Consider the following 13,825-nt stretch of genomic DNA (forward strand, 5'->3'; position numbering starts at 1 on the left):
GACCCTCTTGTAGTGGAGCGTTTTGCACTCCGCCCCAATTAAATCAAAGACTTACACTTCTAACTGTCGAACTCGGGCGCTCAGGCTGTAGCGCACGCGGCGTTTGGCCCAGCACAACACCGTGGCATCGGCCTCGTGGCGCAGGCGGGCGATCAGTTGCTCCGAAACCATTTGCGGCTCTCCTACTACGTCGAAAAACGGCATCTCGCGTTGCATCTGTTCGCTCCCCAACACTTGTTCTAGGTGTTCTCAGTAGCGTTCCACGTAGCCACTGGCGCCAAATAAAGGCGCCAACACAGGGCGCCCTTTGAAAACGATTCGCTGCTTATCGCTTCTTCCGCACCGACGTACCTACAGGTGGCTGCACGTCGTCGCTGGCTTTGATCACGTCGTTATCGGCAGCGAGTTCCGGCCAGATCAAATGCCAATCGTTTGGACGCAGGGCCTTGCGGGTGACCGCGCCTTTCGTGGCCTGCTCAATCGCCACGCATCTCTCAATGGCAACTGGACGCGCCCCGGATGCCCACTGCTGTACAGTTGGAGGCTTGACGCCGACGAGGCGCGCAAGCGCGGCCTTGCCGCCTGCAATCTCGCTGGCCCTCTGAATCGCCGATGTGGTTTCTGTGCTCATGGCGCCTATTATATGGCAATGCCTCATCTTTGCAAGGCATTGCCGTATCTCATCAGAAACGGGTCAAATTAGGCAATGCTTACTGGTGAAAAATTGGGCGCTGCCATCGAGCAGGCCAGGCTAAAAAAGGGCGTCTCGAAGAAGGCGCTTGCAGATGCAATGGGCGTCAAGCCCGCATCCGTTCAGGACTGGGTGAAGTTCGGCCGTATCGCCAAGGAGCGGATCAACGACCTTGTCGCTTACTTTTCTGACGTCGTCGGCCCAGAGCACTGGGGCCTAGACTTTGGCCCCGTCAATCCCAAATCCGACGCAGATCAGATAGAAACAAGACTTAATGAGGGGTCTGTAGCAACCGCTTACAATCCACCGCCAACGGCTACCAAGACGCTTCCTGGCGTAACGGTGCGGCCGATTGTTACCTACGAGAGCCTGGAAGAACTCCCAAAGGAGTCGACGGTTCTCGTAACGAGGATTGATGTGGAATTGTCGGCGGGAAATGGGAGGGAGACTTGGCACATCGAGGAGAAGGAGCCGCTGCCGTTTCAGGCGGACTACATCCGACGCCTCGATGCCAAGCCGAAGAATCTGGTCGCAGTTAAGGTCCACGGCGACAGCATGGAACCGCGGCTTTTCGATGACGACACCGTCATTGTGGACAGGGCTGACAAGCGCGTGCCCGCGAACGGTGGGGTGTTCGCCTTGGTCTATGCTGGCGAGCTGCTGGTGAAGCGGCTTCTCCGGCTCCCTGACGGCGGATTGAAGGTCGTTAGCGACAACCATGACCGCTACGAGCCAATCACTGTCCAGCCGGACCAAGTGGATCACATCAGCGTCATCGGTCGCGTCAAGTACCGTTCTGGCATGGGCGATTTCTGACCGGATTTTTAGAACGCGACCACTCTTATATCGTGTCGGGCGGCGCGGAATGACAATAGGCCGCGAGGCTTCGGTCCTGGCAGCCGAATTGAACACAGAAGAATTCCAAACAACTAGCCTGGGAGGGCAATATGGGGTCGTACGTCAACAAGAATCTGGGTGCGGACGAATCGGTGGTCAAGGAAGCAAAGACGTCCTGGATACCGTATCTGCCAGCCGTGCTGTTGGGGGTCGTCACCTTACCAGTCTTCGGTTTTGGGCTTCTGATCATCGCTGCCGTCTGGCTCACCATCTGGTCCACAGAACTGGCCGTCACCAATCGCAAGGTTGTCGCAAAGGTCGGCTTCATTCGCCGTGACACGATCGAGATGCGCCTTGGCAAGGTCGAAAGCGTCCAGGTGAAGCAATCCCTTTTCGGGCGCATGTTCAATTACGGCACTGTCATCATCTCGGGCGCCGGCAATCCTCAGGCGCCCATCCGGAATATCGCGCGACCGCTCGAGTTCCGTCGAGCCGTGAACGAGCTCGTCGAGGAGAAGACCTGAATCCCGTCTGGGTGCAGTGCCCATCGGAGCAGGCCATCAGTCTGGCGGCCGAATTATCAAGACCCTGACGTCCGTTATCGCGTAGCCAAGCCCAGCACCACCAATCCAGAGCCCACCCCTCGCGGTGGGCTTTTTTACGCCCCTACTGCCCTCATCCGCCGCTCAAGCCCCACCCGGTAGAGCGTAGCTCCCACCGTCAGCAGCGCCAGCCATACCTCCTCAGGCATCCGCTCGTCCGCCATCAGGCCAGCCAAGCCGGCCACCGCTCCATCCACCGATAAATCCTCATCGCCCAGCGCCATGCGCTCGAAGGCTGCGATCACGTCTGTCGGGTCCATGGCGGTCTCCTTGGAGTGCATGTCGGCCCAGTGTAGGCGACCGAGCGGTTGTTTGTACGCAACATTTACGCGCCGCGATCCCAGCGCACAAGCAGCACCGGCAATTAGGCAACGCCTCACCGGTAAATATGGCATTGCCTCTTGACTATGAATATGGCATTGCCTAATATTCTCTCCATCGACGCACCACCGTGCGCGTCTCACTAGATGGGAGCAGAGCGATGTTCAAGAACGGCAATGAGATCCAAGCAGGTGACGAGCTGGCGGTCGGCCCGCACAACCGCCCCGCAGTCGTGAAGTCGATTCGGCCGTACACCGGCCCTCTGCTTGATGTTCTTGGCGCCGGCACCGCGATCGCTTCGTTCATCGGCATGGAGCGCGTCGAGATGACGCTGCCTGCAATCCAACTGTTCCAGGTCGCCTAACACCCCCGCACGCACCGCCACGCCGCGCAAACAACGATGGAGAGCAAGATGCAAGTCACATACCGCGTCACAAAGACGGATGGCAGCAGAACGACATTCGTCGCGCAGGCCGATACTGCCGCAGCGTGCGATGCCATGATCGAGTCCGTTGCCGATGAATTTGGCTATTGGGGCTGGGTCGCCGAGGGCGGTGACACGAGCACCAAGGCCCGGGCTGCTAGTCCAGCCAGCATTTTTGACGTGCTGACGGGTACGGCTGGGAAAGGCGGTGGGCCTGCGCATGTGATGGCGCCTGGCGTCCACGTTGTCCGCCCCATGACTCCACATCAGGTCCTCGCCCACATGTCGCCCGCCGAGCGCGACACAGCCATTCGCAGTTTCCTCAGCATTGAATTGCAGGATTGCGCCGGCATGGCCCGCCACGACCGCGACAGTGTACAGCTCGCTGTGTACTCCGCTCTGCATCACCAACTGATGGCGGCGGCGCGCGAGAGCGCCGAGCGCGATCAAGCGCAAGCGGCGGTGAACGAAGCCGCGCGCGCCGTGGCCGTGAGGATTTCCTATCGCTCGATCGGCACCGGCGGCATGCACACCTTCCGCGGCCGCGATTGCGCAGCTGTTGTGGAGCGTGCTCGTGCATCCCTCCAGGCGATCAGTTCCTACCGCAGCCCGTCTATGAGCCTCCCTCGTCGGGATGAGGCCACAGGCGAGCACGTCGTCAGCATTCGCTTCTACGGTCTGGACTGAGGCACTCACCATGACCACCGTATCCATCAATCACAACGGCACCACCCTGCAGGTGTCCGGCAGCTACTGCGGCGGCTATGACGCCACGCTCGAGCAGCCCGGCGAGCCTGAGGCCTTCTACGTGGACACCATCACCGACTCGGGTGTGGATGTCACCCACCTTCACGACCTGGAGGAAATCGCCGGGCTGGCGCTGGACGCCCATCTGGACAACGAGGCCTACGAAGAAAGCGAGGCAACTGATCGCCAGCGCGAAGAACGTCGTTTCGCCTACGGAGTGCCGGTATGAACCAGCACAGATTCACCCCGGGCCCTTGGGCTGTGTTTCACGACCACGCGGACCCCGCAACTGCCCGCGACTATGCGGAGATCCGCCCCGTTGGCACGCGCAGGCACGATGGCGAGTCCATTGCCGGACTGTACCTGTGCGACTTCCCCGGCAGCAAGCAGGAGGCGAACGCTCAGTTGATCGCCGCCGCGCCGGACCTGCTGCACGAGTTGAGGCTTGCCCACACTTTCATCCGCAATGCACTGGCAATCATGACGCCCGATCAGAAATCGGAGTGGGCTGCCAGGAACATCCTGGGCGGCAATGACAGCGACGGTACTACCCGTGCCCATGAACGCGAGGCCGTCATCGCCAAGGCTACCGGAGTCCAGCGATGACCCGCGCCCAGGAATGCGCCATCGAGCGCGCGGCGTTGCACGACAACCTAGTCGGCGAAATGGCGGCGGTAATCCAGCGTTACATCGACGTCGACTACATGCGTGGTGAAAACCTCGAAACGACAGACCTGCATCGCACGGCGAAGGCTGTTCTCGCCAAAGCCAAGGAGCAATCGTGACATGCGATCAAAAGCGCTTCGAGCGCGACGTAGCCAGCCACGTGATGACCGTGGTCCGCGATGACGGCATCGACCGGCACATCAAGTTCCGCCAGCCGGGCTGCAGTTCGTACTGGTTCGAGATCCTGACGTGGCCGGGCGCACTGTGCATCCGAGGCGACTGCGGCACCTACGTGTTTTCCAGGCTGGATGACATGTTCCAGTTCTTCCGCACGGACGACCGCGGCGACCCTGCGCGGCTATACATCAACAAAGGCTACTGGTGCGAGAAGCTCCAAGCGGTGAGCAGCGACGGCTACGGCAAGGGCCGCGCGCAAACGTTCTGCGCCGACATCTTCAAGCGTCGCGTGGTGGAGCGGTTCCGTGAATACTGCCGCGACCGCTACGTGGCCCATGACAAGCGCCGGGAAATGTGGGATTCGGTCCGCGCTGACATCCTTGAGTGCATCTGCGACGGCGATTCTAGTGACGCCTTTCACAAGCTCAATGACTTCCACGACCGGGACCACCCCCGCCTCTTCGAGGACTGCTGGGAGTGGAACTGCGAGGAATACACGTTTCACTTCATCTGGAACCTGTACGCCATCGCCTGGGCCATCCGCAAGTACGACGCAGCCAAAGTGGAAGCCGCCGCCGGAGTGCCGGCATGAACCGCGACGACGACTTCCTCTGCCGCTTCGAGCGCAACCACCCCTGGGTGTTCGCTGCGCTCTTGACCCTCGCAATCGTGCTGCTTTACGCAGCCGTGGGCGACAACACCGCTATCTCGATTCTCCCGGGGCATTCGACATGAACGACGACATGACCTGGGACGCTTGGGTGCGCAGCAAGCGCGCCGAAGGCTTCCGTCTCACCGGCCGCTGGGTTGATGGCGAGCCTGAACTTATCCGCATCCACTGAAAAGCCAATCATGGAATTCCCTGAAACCGAAGTCCTGGACGCGGTCGCTCCTGAAGCGCCCGGCGCCCAAGCCAAGCCGGCCGCCGGCCTCGTCGTCTATGACGCCATCGAGGCAGGCCTTGCCGAGTTACGCGCGGCGGCTGCCACGCCGTTCGACGTGAAGACCACAGCGGGCAACAAGGCGGCCCGCGAGTTCGTGCAGCGCTGCGTCAGCACGCGCACCTCCACCGAAGAGGCCTACACCAACTGGAATCGCCCGGTCCTGGCCATGCAGAAGCGCATCCGGGACAAGAAGGAAGAGATCCTGGCGTCGGTAAAGGCGATCGAGCAGCCGGTCAAGGAACTGGTCGACGCCGAGCAGAAACGCAAGGACGAAGAGCGCATCGAGAAGGCCCGTGCCGAGAGCGCCCGCATCGGCGCGCACCAGGCTTGCCTGAACGCCATCGCCATGCTGCCCCGCGACTACCTCTCTGCCCCTGTCGTGGACGTGACCGCGGCCATCAGCGACCTGGAATCGTTCGCCTATCTGGGTCAGCGCGAGTGGGAGGAATACGCCGACCAAGCCAAGGAAGCAGTCGCCACCGCCCTCGCCACGCTGCGCGTGCACCTGGAGAACGCCAAGGCTCGCGAGGAACTGGCCGCCATGAAGGCACAGCAGGAAGCCGAAGCCGCCGCTCGCCGCGCCGAGGAAGCCAAGGCCGAGGCCGAGCGCAAGCGCGTGGCCCGCATCAAGGACCGCATCCACGCCATCGAACTGGCCGCGTCGACCTGCATCGGGCTGGGCGCGCGCCAGATCCAGCAGCGCATTGATTCCCTCGCCCAGGAGGCTGCTGACGACTTCGGCGAGTTTCAGGCCGAGGCCGGCGCCGCGATCCAATCGGCCTTGGGCAACCTGAACACCATGCTGGACGCCGCCCGCGAGAAGGAAGAGCAGGAGCGCCAGCGCGCCGCTGACCAAGCCGAACTGCAGCAGCTGCGCGACGCAGAAGCCAAGCGCCAGCAGGACGCCAAGGATGCCGAACAGCGCCGCATCGACGACGAGCGCGCGGCCGAGGAAACGCGTCAGGCCGACGAGCGAGCCGCGGAAGCGAAGCGCGAGGCAGTTGCCCGCGCCGCCGAAGAGCAGCGCGAGCGCGAAGCCGCCGCCGCCCGCCAGCGCGAACAGGAAGCCATCGAAGCCGCCGCCCAGCGCGTGCGCGAGCAGGCCGGCACCCTGCTGGCTCTGCTGATCGAAGCCCTCCCGCACGTCGGCGATATCGACCTGGCCGCGCGCATCAACGCCGCGATCACCGCCACCACCGGAGAGCAGCAATGAACAGCCCCGAGCAAATCGCCGTCCAGGCGGCGCAGCATCTGGATGTGAACCTGATCGCAGGCCCGACCCCGGAAAGCCTCGGGCAACTGTTCGAAGCACTGGCCACCGCGCAAGGGGAGTTCCTGCCCATTGCGAAGAACCGCACCGCGTACATCCACCCTGAAGATCCGCGCAAGAGTCCGTACACCTTCGACTATGCCGACATGCAGGAAATCCGGGACAAGACCACCCCCGCCCTGTCTAAGCACGCCCTGGCTCTCATGCAGATCGTCACGGACAAACCCAATGGTGGCACGCACATCCGCACGATCATCGCTCACAAGTCTGCGGCCCGCGTCGAGTCGTCGCTGAGTCTCCTTCGCGGTGACGCTGACATCAAGAGCTTCGGGGCATCGATCACGATCCTGCGCCGCTACATTGTGACCGCCATGCTGAACGTTGCAGGCGACGCGGACCTGGACGAAAGCAGCGATCCGGACGCGGGCGCTGGCCAGTCGCCCGTGCCCGCCGAGGTGCACACCGGCATGCGCGACGCCAAGACCATCGGCGAGCTCAGCAAAATCATGTCCGGCCTCGAAAAGGATGACCGGGCCCGCTTCAACGACTACTACACCCAGCGCACTCAAGAACTCCGGGGGGCAGCGTGATAGTCATCAACTGCGCCCAGGGCAGCGATACATGGCTGGCGACTCGTGCTGGCGTGACAACTGCCAGCAACTTCCGCATTGCCCGCTCGCGCAAGCGCGGCGGTGATGACTGGTCGGATACCGCGCTGAAGCTGGCATTCGGCACGGCCATCGAGCGGATCAGCGGCGAGCCCTTGCACGAAGGCCACGAGACGTGGCAGATGCGCCGCGGCCACGAACTGGAGCCTGACGCGCGCATCGCCCACCAGGCCGATATCGGCGTCTACGTGCAGCCGGTCGGCATGGTCCTGACCGACGACCGCCTCTTCGGCGCAAGTGCCGACGGCTGGATTGGCGAGGACGGCGGCGCGGAATACAAGTGCCTGGTCTCGCCCGATGAGCTGCGCACGACGCTGATCGAGCATGACCTTGCGAAGTACATGGACCAGGTGCAAGGGAATCTCTGGCTCTCGGGCCGGAAGTATTGGGATTTCTGCGTCTACTGCCCTGCACTCAAGCCCATCAAGGACTTCTTCCGCTGGCGCATCCAACGCGATGACGACTACATCGACTCGATGGTGGAAGACCTGTGGGAGTTCGAAAAGCTGGTTCAACGCAACGTCGCCGAGCTGCGCAAGCTGGCCGCCTAACATACCGAGAAAAGATATGTGGTTCAAGAATCTGACCATCCTCCGCCTCGCGGCTTTCGACTTGAGCGCCGACGCACTGGCCCAGGCCCTAGCCAAGCACGCCTTCGTGCCGTGCGGCGACCTGCAGATGCAGTCCCAGGGCTGGGCCCCGCCACGCGACGGCGGAGATCTGGTGCACAGCGTCAACGGGCAGCTGCTGATCGCCCTGGCCACCGAGAAGAAACTGTTGCCGGGCTCGGTCGTCCGTGACTTCGTGAAGGTGCGCGCCGCCGAGCTTGAAGAGCAACAAGGCTTCAGGCCCGGCCGGAAGCAAATGCGCGAACTCAAGGATGCCGTCACCGACGAACTGATGCCCAAGGCGTTCAATATCCGCAGCATGACGCACGTCTGGATCGATCCGGTGAACGGCTGGCTGGTGGTGGACGCTGCTGTCGGAGCGAAGGTCGATGCGGTGCTCGGCGAGTTGTTCCGGGCGATCGATGGCCTGGACGTGGCGCACTTGCGTGTCAAGAATTCGCCCGTGGCCGCCATGACGGACTGGCTTGCCACCGACGAGGCCCCGGCCGGCTTCACCATCGATCAGGACACGGTGCTGCAGTCCTCTGGCGAGAGCCGTGCCAGCATCCGCATCGCCAACCAGACCCCGGACACCGAAGACGTGGCGCGCCACATCGCGGCCGGCAAGCGCTGCACCCTCCTGGCAATGACCTGGAACGACCGCGTTTCCTTGGTACTTACCGATGGCTTGGTTATCAAGCGCGTGGCGCCACTGGATGTGCTGAAGGAAACCGCGCCGGCCGGTGAAAGAGGCGCAGACGAGGCCTTCGACAGCGACTTCCTGCTGATGACCGGCGAGCTGGCGCGCCTGCTGGCCGACCTGGTTGATGCGCTTGGCGGCGAGCAGGTGCCAGAGGCGCCGGACGATCTCGTATCCGCAGCCGAGGATGCCGAGTCTCCGAATCAGGGCGATGTCGACCCGCTCTACCCGCAGGCGGTGGAGATCGTGCAGAAGAACAAGCGGGCCAGCATCTCCCTCGTGCAGCGCCACTTGCGTATCGGCTACAACCGCGCCGCGCGCCTGCTCGAGCAGATGGAGGAATCCAGCGTCGTGTCGCCCATGAGTTCAGACGGCAACCGCCGGGTACTTGCGGGAGCGCCAGCATGACGGCCTGGAACCCCTGGAGCCCTGAAGAGGAAGCGCTGCTGCGCAAGCACTGGGGCAACGGCGAGCCGACCAAGGCGATTGCCATCCTCCTCCCGACCCGATCGGCCGCTGCCGTCCTGAAGCACGGCTATGACATGGGCCTCGGCCCGCGCGAGTGCCGTCGGCCCAGCTTCTCGCCGGTTTGGGAGGGCGTCAAGCACGCCCTGGCAGACAGCAAGAAGATGACGTCCAGCGAACTGGCTGCGCTGTTGAAGGTTACACCGCACGCGGTCCAGAAGCAGATGCGGCTGCGCCATGGAACCGAGGTACGCATCGGTGGCTTCGATGTGCGCGCCCACGCCCCGAACGTCATCCGCTGGGCGCTCGGCGCGGGACCGGATGCGCCCACACCAAAGCGCAAGAGTCGGAAAGAGATCAACCGCGCCTTCTCGCGGCGGATGCGAAAGGATCCCGAGTACTGCGCTCGGCAGAACCTGCGCGCACGGCTGCGCTATGCGGAGAAGCGCGGAAATCTGATCCGGCCAGATGCCGCGACGGTGTGGCTGAAGGTGCCGCCGCAACATCACGCAGAGCCAGTCCGGCCGGAACACTACCGCGATACACGCGCGGTCCCGCAGGTCGGAATGATGGGGTGGACCAAGTAATGAACCACCACACCGCCCTCATCGTCACCATCGCCGGCATGTTTATCTGCCTGGTGATCGGTGCCTACGCCCAATACCGGCTGCTCAAGAAGATGGCCGATGAACTGAATGAGGAAGATTGATATGAGTGAATCCACCAAACCCGCGCAGTGCCGGGCCAAAGATTGGACGCTGGCGCGCGACTGCGGGCTGCTGGGTGCTACGCCTGGTACCAACACATGGGATGCCGCCCTCGGGCGCTTCGCAGATGCCATTCGCGCCGCTCTGGCGCAGCAACCGCAAGGCGAGGCGGTGGCTATCGGATACATCAACCCTGACGATCTCGCGAAGCCCATAACTGCGGTGGCTTTGCACAGGGCGCGGAATAGCATGTGCGGCATATCCTTGCCGGTCTACGCTACCCAGCCGCAAGCCGCTCCGAGCGCCATCTCAAAAGCCTGGTATGACGCCGGCTGGAACGAGTCGAAGGCTGATAGCGCCAGCGCGAAGGCCGGCAGCTTCGGCCTCACGCCGGAAAAGGTCGCAGCCCTGCGCGGCGCCGGATTGAAGCCGGAGGAAATCGGCGGCATCCCAGACAAGCAGCACGAGCGCGTGCATGAGCTGCTGCACTGGTTTGCGCGCCTTGTCGATGGCAACGCAAACCCGAAGTGGCTGGCAAGCCATGCCTTCGAGCTGGCCTACTACATCGCCTCGACCGGCATGAACCAGGGCATCGACCTGCGTGCAGTACAGCGCGCCGCGTTTCTGGAGGGCGTCAACATCAGCCCCTCCGAACGCACCATGCTGGATCGCATCGGCCATTTCGCCGCCGCTCCCGCATCCCCCAAGCAGGAGGACTGAGACATGACCCAGCAAGCCATCCAGACCGCCGCGAAGCTATACGAGACGCGCGACACCGTACAGCACCTGCTCGGCGAGCACTACAAGGAGCGCATGGCCGAGCTAGGCGGCGCCCTGCAGAAGATCGCGGCGCGCAAGGGCAAGGACGTCCTCATGACCGCAAAGGAAATCTGCTCCGACCCTGGCATGACCGGGATGGAGATCGGCCAGATCATGGCTGCAGCCGTTGAACTGTTGGAGCCATCAGCATGAAGGAAAGACCGATTCTTTTCAGCGGCGCCATGGTGCGCGCCAGCGCCGATATACGCTCAATGCGAGCCATCCAGGCGATCAACGTACTTCTGAGCCCACAGGATCCCGTGGCGCTGGGCTTCCTCGCGCGTCGTGTAGAGCCCAAGCGCATCGGACTCCTCAATCACGCGGCGGTCCATACTCACGCGCCCCAGGGCAGTAAATTCTCCGCTTCCCAACGGCTTTGCAAAGCCCTCAATTACGTAACCTCGGTACTTTTCGATGGACATGGGGAACGTTCCTCCTATCGGCGCCCGAGGACGCTACGTTGCAATTTAAATGGCCACTTAATACAGCCTAGCATGCAACGCCACGCCGTGAAGCCTGGACGCCGACTCTGCATTCCCCTCGTAAGTGGGACAGCAATTGGGAGGACCGCAGCATGAAAGAACGCCCTATCCTCTTCAGCGGCGCCATGGTGCGCGCCATCCTGGACGGTCGGAAGACGCAGACGCGGCGCGTGGTCAAGCCGCAGCCGATATATGGCCTCGACGACTGGGACTGGTCATGGCCGATCCCCGGCAAGAACGTCACGGCAGGTACGTTTGATCGCTGGCGTGACGACGTGAAGAACCCTCTCTCGCCGCGCTACTGCCCCTATGGCCAGCCCGGCGACCGCCTGTACGTGCGCGAGACCTGGGCGCAGCCGGTCCCGTTGGACCCGGGCCCCACGTTCTACCGCGCGGACTATACAGGCGACGTGCTTGGCAAGTACGAGAACCTGCCCCCGGCCGAGGCCATCACCTGGAGGCCTAGCATCCACATGCCGCGCGCGCTGTCGCGCATCCAGCTCGAGGTGACCGCCGTGCGCGTCGAGCGGCTGAACGACTGCAGCGAGGCGGATGCCCAGGCAGAGGGCGTCGAGCCCGTGGACTCCGAGCGCGAGGATCCGGACCATCTGATTTGCCGATGGTGCGGCGGCACCCGCCTCTACGACGCGATCAGCCCTAGCGGGGGCGTGCTGCCAGACACCGACTGCGCGCACTGCGACACGCATGTGAAGCGGTACCAGCAGCTCTGGGACCACATCAACGGCGCCGATGCGTGGACCGCGAACCCTTGGGTGTGGGTGGTGGAATTCAGGAGGATCGAAGCATGAAGCGCTTGCCCTCGTTTCCATTCTCAGCCATCTCGAACTCCTCACAAGCCGACCTGTGCCACCGCGCCCCAACCCTACGCTTTCCGCAGCGAAGCGATGAACAGTTTCGTGTCGATGGCGGCACGAGCAACTTCCGCCGCCTGCTCCGTCGCCTCTTCCGCGCTATCGACGAGCCTGTGCTTCCGGCCGTCACAGAGAAATCGGCAATACAGCATATCGTCGGCACCCTCCAATTCGCTCTCCGTGGATGGATAGGCGTCATAGGTCGCAACCCACAGCGTGGTGAAGCTCTGCTGGGCGAAGGCCATCACTTCGAATCCACGGTAGGCAAACAATCGAGTCATTTCCGCATCTCGCCATTTGGTGCGACCTGCAGAAGATATGCACGAGCTCCGTCAGGAACGGTGCGGTGGGACTCATAGCAATCACATGGGTAAAGCGCATTTACCCATGTAGTGAGTAGAAACAGGAAAGCAGTGGAAGCAGCAGCACAACGAATCATCGAATTGACGCGCCATGCTTGGCGAATCGGAGGGAAAGATGAGTGATTTCCTCACAGCAACTCAACTAGCCGAACTGGTTGGCTGCAAGGCCAATCAGCGCCACGAGATGGTGAAATGGCTAGACCGCCACCGCTGGCGCTATGTGATGGACAAAAACGGTTTGCCCAAGGTAGCCAGGGCCTACTACAACCGAAAACTAGGGATCGAAGAAACAAAGGGTCCAGCAAAATATGAAAGCGCGCCGAACCTCCAAGCCTTCGCATAGGGAAGCCACAGGCGTCGACCGGCTGGTGAAGTACATCGGCGCCAAGAAGGTATCGTTCTATTACAAGTACCCGGACGGCAAGAGCGAGACACTTGCCTCGGCCCCCCTTGGCGACCGGAAGGCAATCTCTGATGCAGAGAAGGTCGCCAAACGCAAAGCGCTCGACATCCAGGTTGGCCAGGTGGTTGCCGGGTCCGTTGCGGAACTGATCGACCGTTTCAAGACGGATGTTGCACCAACCCACTACCTTGACCAATCCAAGGATGGCAAGGCCGTGCGCGACAGTGCCTGTGAGAACCTGGCCCGATTCTTCGGCAAGATGGCGCCGGCCACGCTCGAGACTGTGCATGGGTATCAGTTCCTCGATGCGCGCGCCAAGAGCGGCGCCCCAATCAAGGCCAACAAGGAGCTGTCCTTGATGTCGACAATCTGCAACTTCGCCGTACGTTGGGGGCTTATCAAGACCAATCCCTTCGTAGGGATGATGCTGAACCAGGCGGACAAGGACGTCCGAGTGGTGTCGCGTAGCCAGGTGGTGCGCTTCTACCTGTGGTCACTCCGCCAAGGCCAGGCCTACCGCACCATGGGATGCGCCGCGATGTTCACGTACCTGACGGGCTTCCGTGCCGCGGAGGTCCGGCCGTATCACCTGTCCGGCCTGTCGGATGATGGCGTCCGGGTGATCGGCGCCAAGCGCAAGAAGAGCGAGGCCGTGGTGGTCAAGGTGCGGGATTGGTCCCCTCGCCTGCGGGCGGTGGTCAAGCGAGCCCAACAGACGGTGGTGGCTACCCCAGCAAAGAAGGTGGTGGTGAAGAGCCTGTACCTGTTCCCGAACCGCAAGGGCCAGCCTTACAGCAAGAGCGGCTGGGGGTCGGTCTGGCAGGATGCGATGTGGGACTGGATCGCGTCGTTCGATCCGAAGGCGGCCGTCGCCCTGAAGGTGGCCCGCGAGCACGCCGCCGCGCGCCGGCGCGAGCGGTGGGCGGTAACCGGCCAAGCGGCGCCAGACTACTCCATCACGGACCACCCGGAGTATTTCTCCGCCCTAGGAGCTCGTCGGAGTTGAGGTGAAGCGTGATTCAAAACATCAGGTCGTGACTGGGTTCGCGGCCGGTTTGCG

The 13,825-nt window shown here is 62.6% G+C and carries 25 protein-coding genes and 1 pseudogene; 21 read left to right on the top strand and 5 right to left on the bottom strand.

The window, feature by feature from the left end; genetic code table 11:
* Window positions 1-51 precede the first annotated feature (51 nt).
* The gene (locus ACGLHR_RS46895) at window positions 52-216 is read right to left on the bottom strand and encodes a hypothetical protein (RefSeq protein ID WP_400102604.1); all 165 of its coding nucleotides are present in this window, start codon (window positions 214-216) and stop codon (window positions 52-54) included.
* 109 nt (window positions 217-325) lie between these two features.
* Window positions 326-631, bottom strand: a complete 306-nt coding sequence (locus ACGLHR_RS46900; protein ID WP_318232986.1) for a helix-turn-helix domain-containing protein — start codon at window positions 629-631, stop codon at window positions 326-328.
* Between the two features lie 93 nt (window positions 632-724).
* Here ACGLHR_RS46900 and ACGLHR_RS46905 point away from each other — a divergent pair, with 93 nt between their 5' ends.
* Together ACGLHR_RS46905 and ACGLHR_RS46910 are read left to right on the top strand one after the other, a co-directional pair.
* The gene (locus ACGLHR_RS46905; RefSeq protein ID WP_400102605.1) at window positions 725-1,507 is read left to right on the top strand and encodes a helix-turn-helix transcriptional regulator; all 783 of its coding nucleotides are present in this window, start codon (window positions 725-727) and stop codon (window positions 1,505-1,507) included.
* A 131-nt stretch (window positions 1,508-1,638) separates the two neighbouring features.
* Window positions 1,639-2,052 carry a PH domain-containing protein gene (locus tag ACGLHR_RS46910; protein ID WP_318232988.1) on the top strand — a complete coding sequence of 138 codons (414 nt, stop codon included), beginning with the start codon at window positions 1,639-1,641 and terminating at the stop codon, window positions 2,050-2,052.
* Window positions 2,053-2,186: 134 nt separating this feature from the next.
* On the opposite strand, the gene ACGLHR_RS46915 is transcribed toward ACGLHR_RS46910, so the two are convergent.
* Window positions 2,187-2,390, bottom strand: a complete 204-nt coding sequence (locus ACGLHR_RS46915; RefSeq protein WP_400102606.1) for a hypothetical protein — start codon at window positions 2,388-2,390, stop codon at window positions 2,187-2,189.
* A 221-nt stretch (window positions 2,391-2,611) separates the two neighbouring features.
* On the opposite strand from ACGLHR_RS46915, the gene ACGLHR_RS46920 reads away from it, so the two are divergent.
* From ACGLHR_RS46920 to ACGLHR_RS46995, 16 genes and pseudogenes are all read left to right on the top strand, one after another.
* Window positions 2,612-2,815 (top strand): hypothetical protein, encoded by a 204-nt coding sequence (locus ACGLHR_RS46920; RefSeq protein ID WP_400102607.1) that lies wholly within the window; start codon window positions 2,612-2,614, stop codon window positions 2,813-2,815.
* Between the two features lie 48 nt (window positions 2,816-2,863).
* Entirely contained in the window at window positions 2,864-3,562 is a 699-nt protein-coding gene (locus ACGLHR_RS46925) for a hypothetical protein (protein ID WP_400102608.1), read from the top strand.
* 10 nt (window positions 3,563-3,572) lie between these two features.
* Window positions 3,573-3,851 carry a hypothetical protein gene (locus ACGLHR_RS46930; RefSeq protein ID WP_400102609.1) on the top strand — a complete coding sequence of 93 codons (279 nt, stop codon included), beginning with the start codon at window positions 3,573-3,575 and terminating at the stop codon, window positions 3,849-3,851.
* The gene (locus ACGLHR_RS46935) at window positions 3,848-4,228 is read left to right on the top strand and encodes a hypothetical protein (protein WP_400102610.1); all 381 of its coding nucleotides are present in this window, start codon (window positions 3,848-3,850) and stop codon (window positions 4,226-4,228) included. Before ACGLHR_RS46930 ends, ACGLHR_RS46935 begins: the two co-directional genes overlap by 4 nt.
* A complete protein-coding gene (locus ACGLHR_RS46940) occupies window positions 4,225-4,407 on the top strand; it encodes a hypothetical protein (protein ID WP_400102611.1) in 183 nt (60 codons plus the stop codon). The genes ACGLHR_RS46935 and ACGLHR_RS46940 overlap by 4 nt, the downstream gene beginning before the upstream one ends.
* On the top strand, window positions 4,404-5,057 hold the full coding sequence (locus ACGLHR_RS46945) for a hypothetical protein (protein WP_400102612.1): 654 nt from the start codon (window positions 4,404-4,406) through the stop codon (window positions 5,055-5,057). Before ACGLHR_RS46940 ends, ACGLHR_RS46945 begins: the two co-directional genes overlap by 4 nt.
* Window positions 5,054-5,200: a hypothetical protein gene (locus ACGLHR_RS46950; RefSeq protein WP_400102613.1), complete on the top strand. Its 147-nt coding sequence runs from the start codon at window positions 5,054-5,056 to the stop codon at window positions 5,198-5,200. Before ACGLHR_RS46945 ends, ACGLHR_RS46950 begins: the two co-directional genes overlap by 4 nt.
* A gap of 117 nt (window positions 5,201-5,317) precedes the next feature.
* Window positions 5,318-6,622 (top strand): hypothetical protein, encoded by a 1,305-nt coding sequence (locus ACGLHR_RS46955; RefSeq protein WP_400102614.1) that lies wholly within the window; start codon window positions 5,318-5,320, stop codon window positions 6,620-6,622.
* On the top strand, window positions 6,619-7,269 hold the full coding sequence (locus ACGLHR_RS46960; RefSeq protein WP_400102615.1) for an ERF family protein: 651 nt from the start codon (window positions 6,619-6,621) through the stop codon (window positions 7,267-7,269). Before ACGLHR_RS46955 ends, ACGLHR_RS46960 begins: the two co-directional genes overlap by 4 nt.
* Window positions 7,266-7,898: a lambda exonuclease family protein gene (locus ACGLHR_RS46965; protein WP_400102616.1), complete on the top strand. Its 633-nt coding sequence runs from the start codon at window positions 7,266-7,268 to the stop codon at window positions 7,896-7,898. The genes ACGLHR_RS46960 and ACGLHR_RS46965 overlap by 4 nt, the downstream gene beginning before the upstream one ends.
* A 16-nt stretch (window positions 7,899-7,914) precedes the next feature.
* A pseudogene (locus ACGLHR_RS46970) lies at window positions 7,915-8,802 on the top strand (recombination-associated protein RdgC); the annotation flags it as partial.
* Window positions 8,803-9,063, top strand: a complete 261-nt coding sequence (locus ACGLHR_RS46975) for a DNA translocase FtsK (RefSeq protein ID WP_400102626.1) — start codon at window positions 8,803-8,805, stop codon at window positions 9,061-9,063.
* Complete coding sequence (locus ACGLHR_RS46980; protein WP_400102617.1) at window positions 9,060-9,707, top strand: hypothetical protein; 648 nt, start codon at window positions 9,060-9,062, stop codon at window positions 9,705-9,707. Before ACGLHR_RS46975 ends, ACGLHR_RS46980 begins: the two co-directional genes overlap by 4 nt.
* Window positions 9,707-9,829: a hypothetical protein gene (locus ACGLHR_RS46985; RefSeq protein ID WP_400102618.1), complete on the top strand. Its 123-nt coding sequence runs from the start codon at window positions 9,707-9,709 to the stop codon at window positions 9,827-9,829. The genes ACGLHR_RS46980 and ACGLHR_RS46985 overlap by 1 nt, the downstream gene beginning before the upstream one ends.
* Before the next feature lies 1 nt (window position 9,830).
* Window positions 9,831-10,547, top strand: a complete 717-nt coding sequence (locus ACGLHR_RS46990; protein ID WP_400102619.1) for a hypothetical protein — start codon at window positions 9,831-9,833, stop codon at window positions 10,545-10,547.
* A gap of 3 nt (window positions 10,548-10,550) precedes the next feature.
* The gene (locus ACGLHR_RS46995; RefSeq protein WP_400102620.1) at window positions 10,551-10,799 is read left to right on the top strand and encodes a hypothetical protein; all 249 of its coding nucleotides are present in this window, start codon (window positions 10,551-10,553) and stop codon (window positions 10,797-10,799) included.
* Window positions 10,800-10,855: 56 nt separating this feature from the next.
* On the opposite strand, the gene ACGLHR_RS47000 is transcribed toward ACGLHR_RS46995, so the two are convergent.
* Window positions 10,856-11,068 carry a hypothetical protein gene (locus ACGLHR_RS47000; RefSeq protein ID WP_400102621.1) on the bottom strand — a complete coding sequence of 71 codons (213 nt, stop codon included), beginning with the start codon at window positions 11,066-11,068 and terminating at the stop codon, window positions 10,856-10,858.
* 152 nt (window positions 11,069-11,220) lie between these two features.
* Here ACGLHR_RS47000 and ACGLHR_RS47005 point away from each other — a divergent pair, with 152 nt between their 5' ends.
* Complete coding sequence (locus ACGLHR_RS47005) at window positions 11,221-11,937, top strand: hypothetical protein (protein WP_400102622.1); 717 nt, start codon at window positions 11,221-11,223, stop codon at window positions 11,935-11,937.
* A 74-nt stretch (window positions 11,938-12,011) separates the two neighbouring features.
* Here the strand turns inward: ACGLHR_RS47005 and ACGLHR_RS47010 are convergent, their stop codons facing one another.
* Window positions 12,012-12,281: a hypothetical protein gene (locus tag ACGLHR_RS47010; protein WP_400102623.1), complete on the bottom strand. Its 270-nt coding sequence runs from the start codon at window positions 12,279-12,281 to the stop codon at window positions 12,012-12,014.
* A 196-nt stretch (window positions 12,282-12,477) separates the two neighbouring features.
* Between ACGLHR_RS47010 and ACGLHR_RS47015 the strand changes: the two genes are divergently transcribed.
* On the top strand, window positions 12,478-12,705 hold the full coding sequence (locus ACGLHR_RS47015) for a DUF4224 domain-containing protein (RefSeq protein ID WP_400102624.1): 228 nt from the start codon (window positions 12,478-12,480) through the stop codon (window positions 12,703-12,705).
* Complete coding sequence (locus tag ACGLHR_RS47020) at window positions 12,671-13,771, top strand: hypothetical protein (protein WP_400102625.1); 1,101 nt, start codon at window positions 12,671-12,673, stop codon at window positions 13,769-13,771. The genes ACGLHR_RS47015 and ACGLHR_RS47020 overlap by 35 nt, the downstream gene beginning before the upstream one ends.
* Window positions 13,772-13,825 lie beyond the last annotated feature (54 nt).

This window comes from Cupriavidus sp. CuC1, from assembly GCF_044627735.1.
In the GTDB taxonomy this organism is placed as follows: Bacteria; Pseudomonadota; Gammaproteobacteria; order Burkholderiales; family Burkholderiaceae; genus Cupriavidus; species Cupriavidus ulmosensis.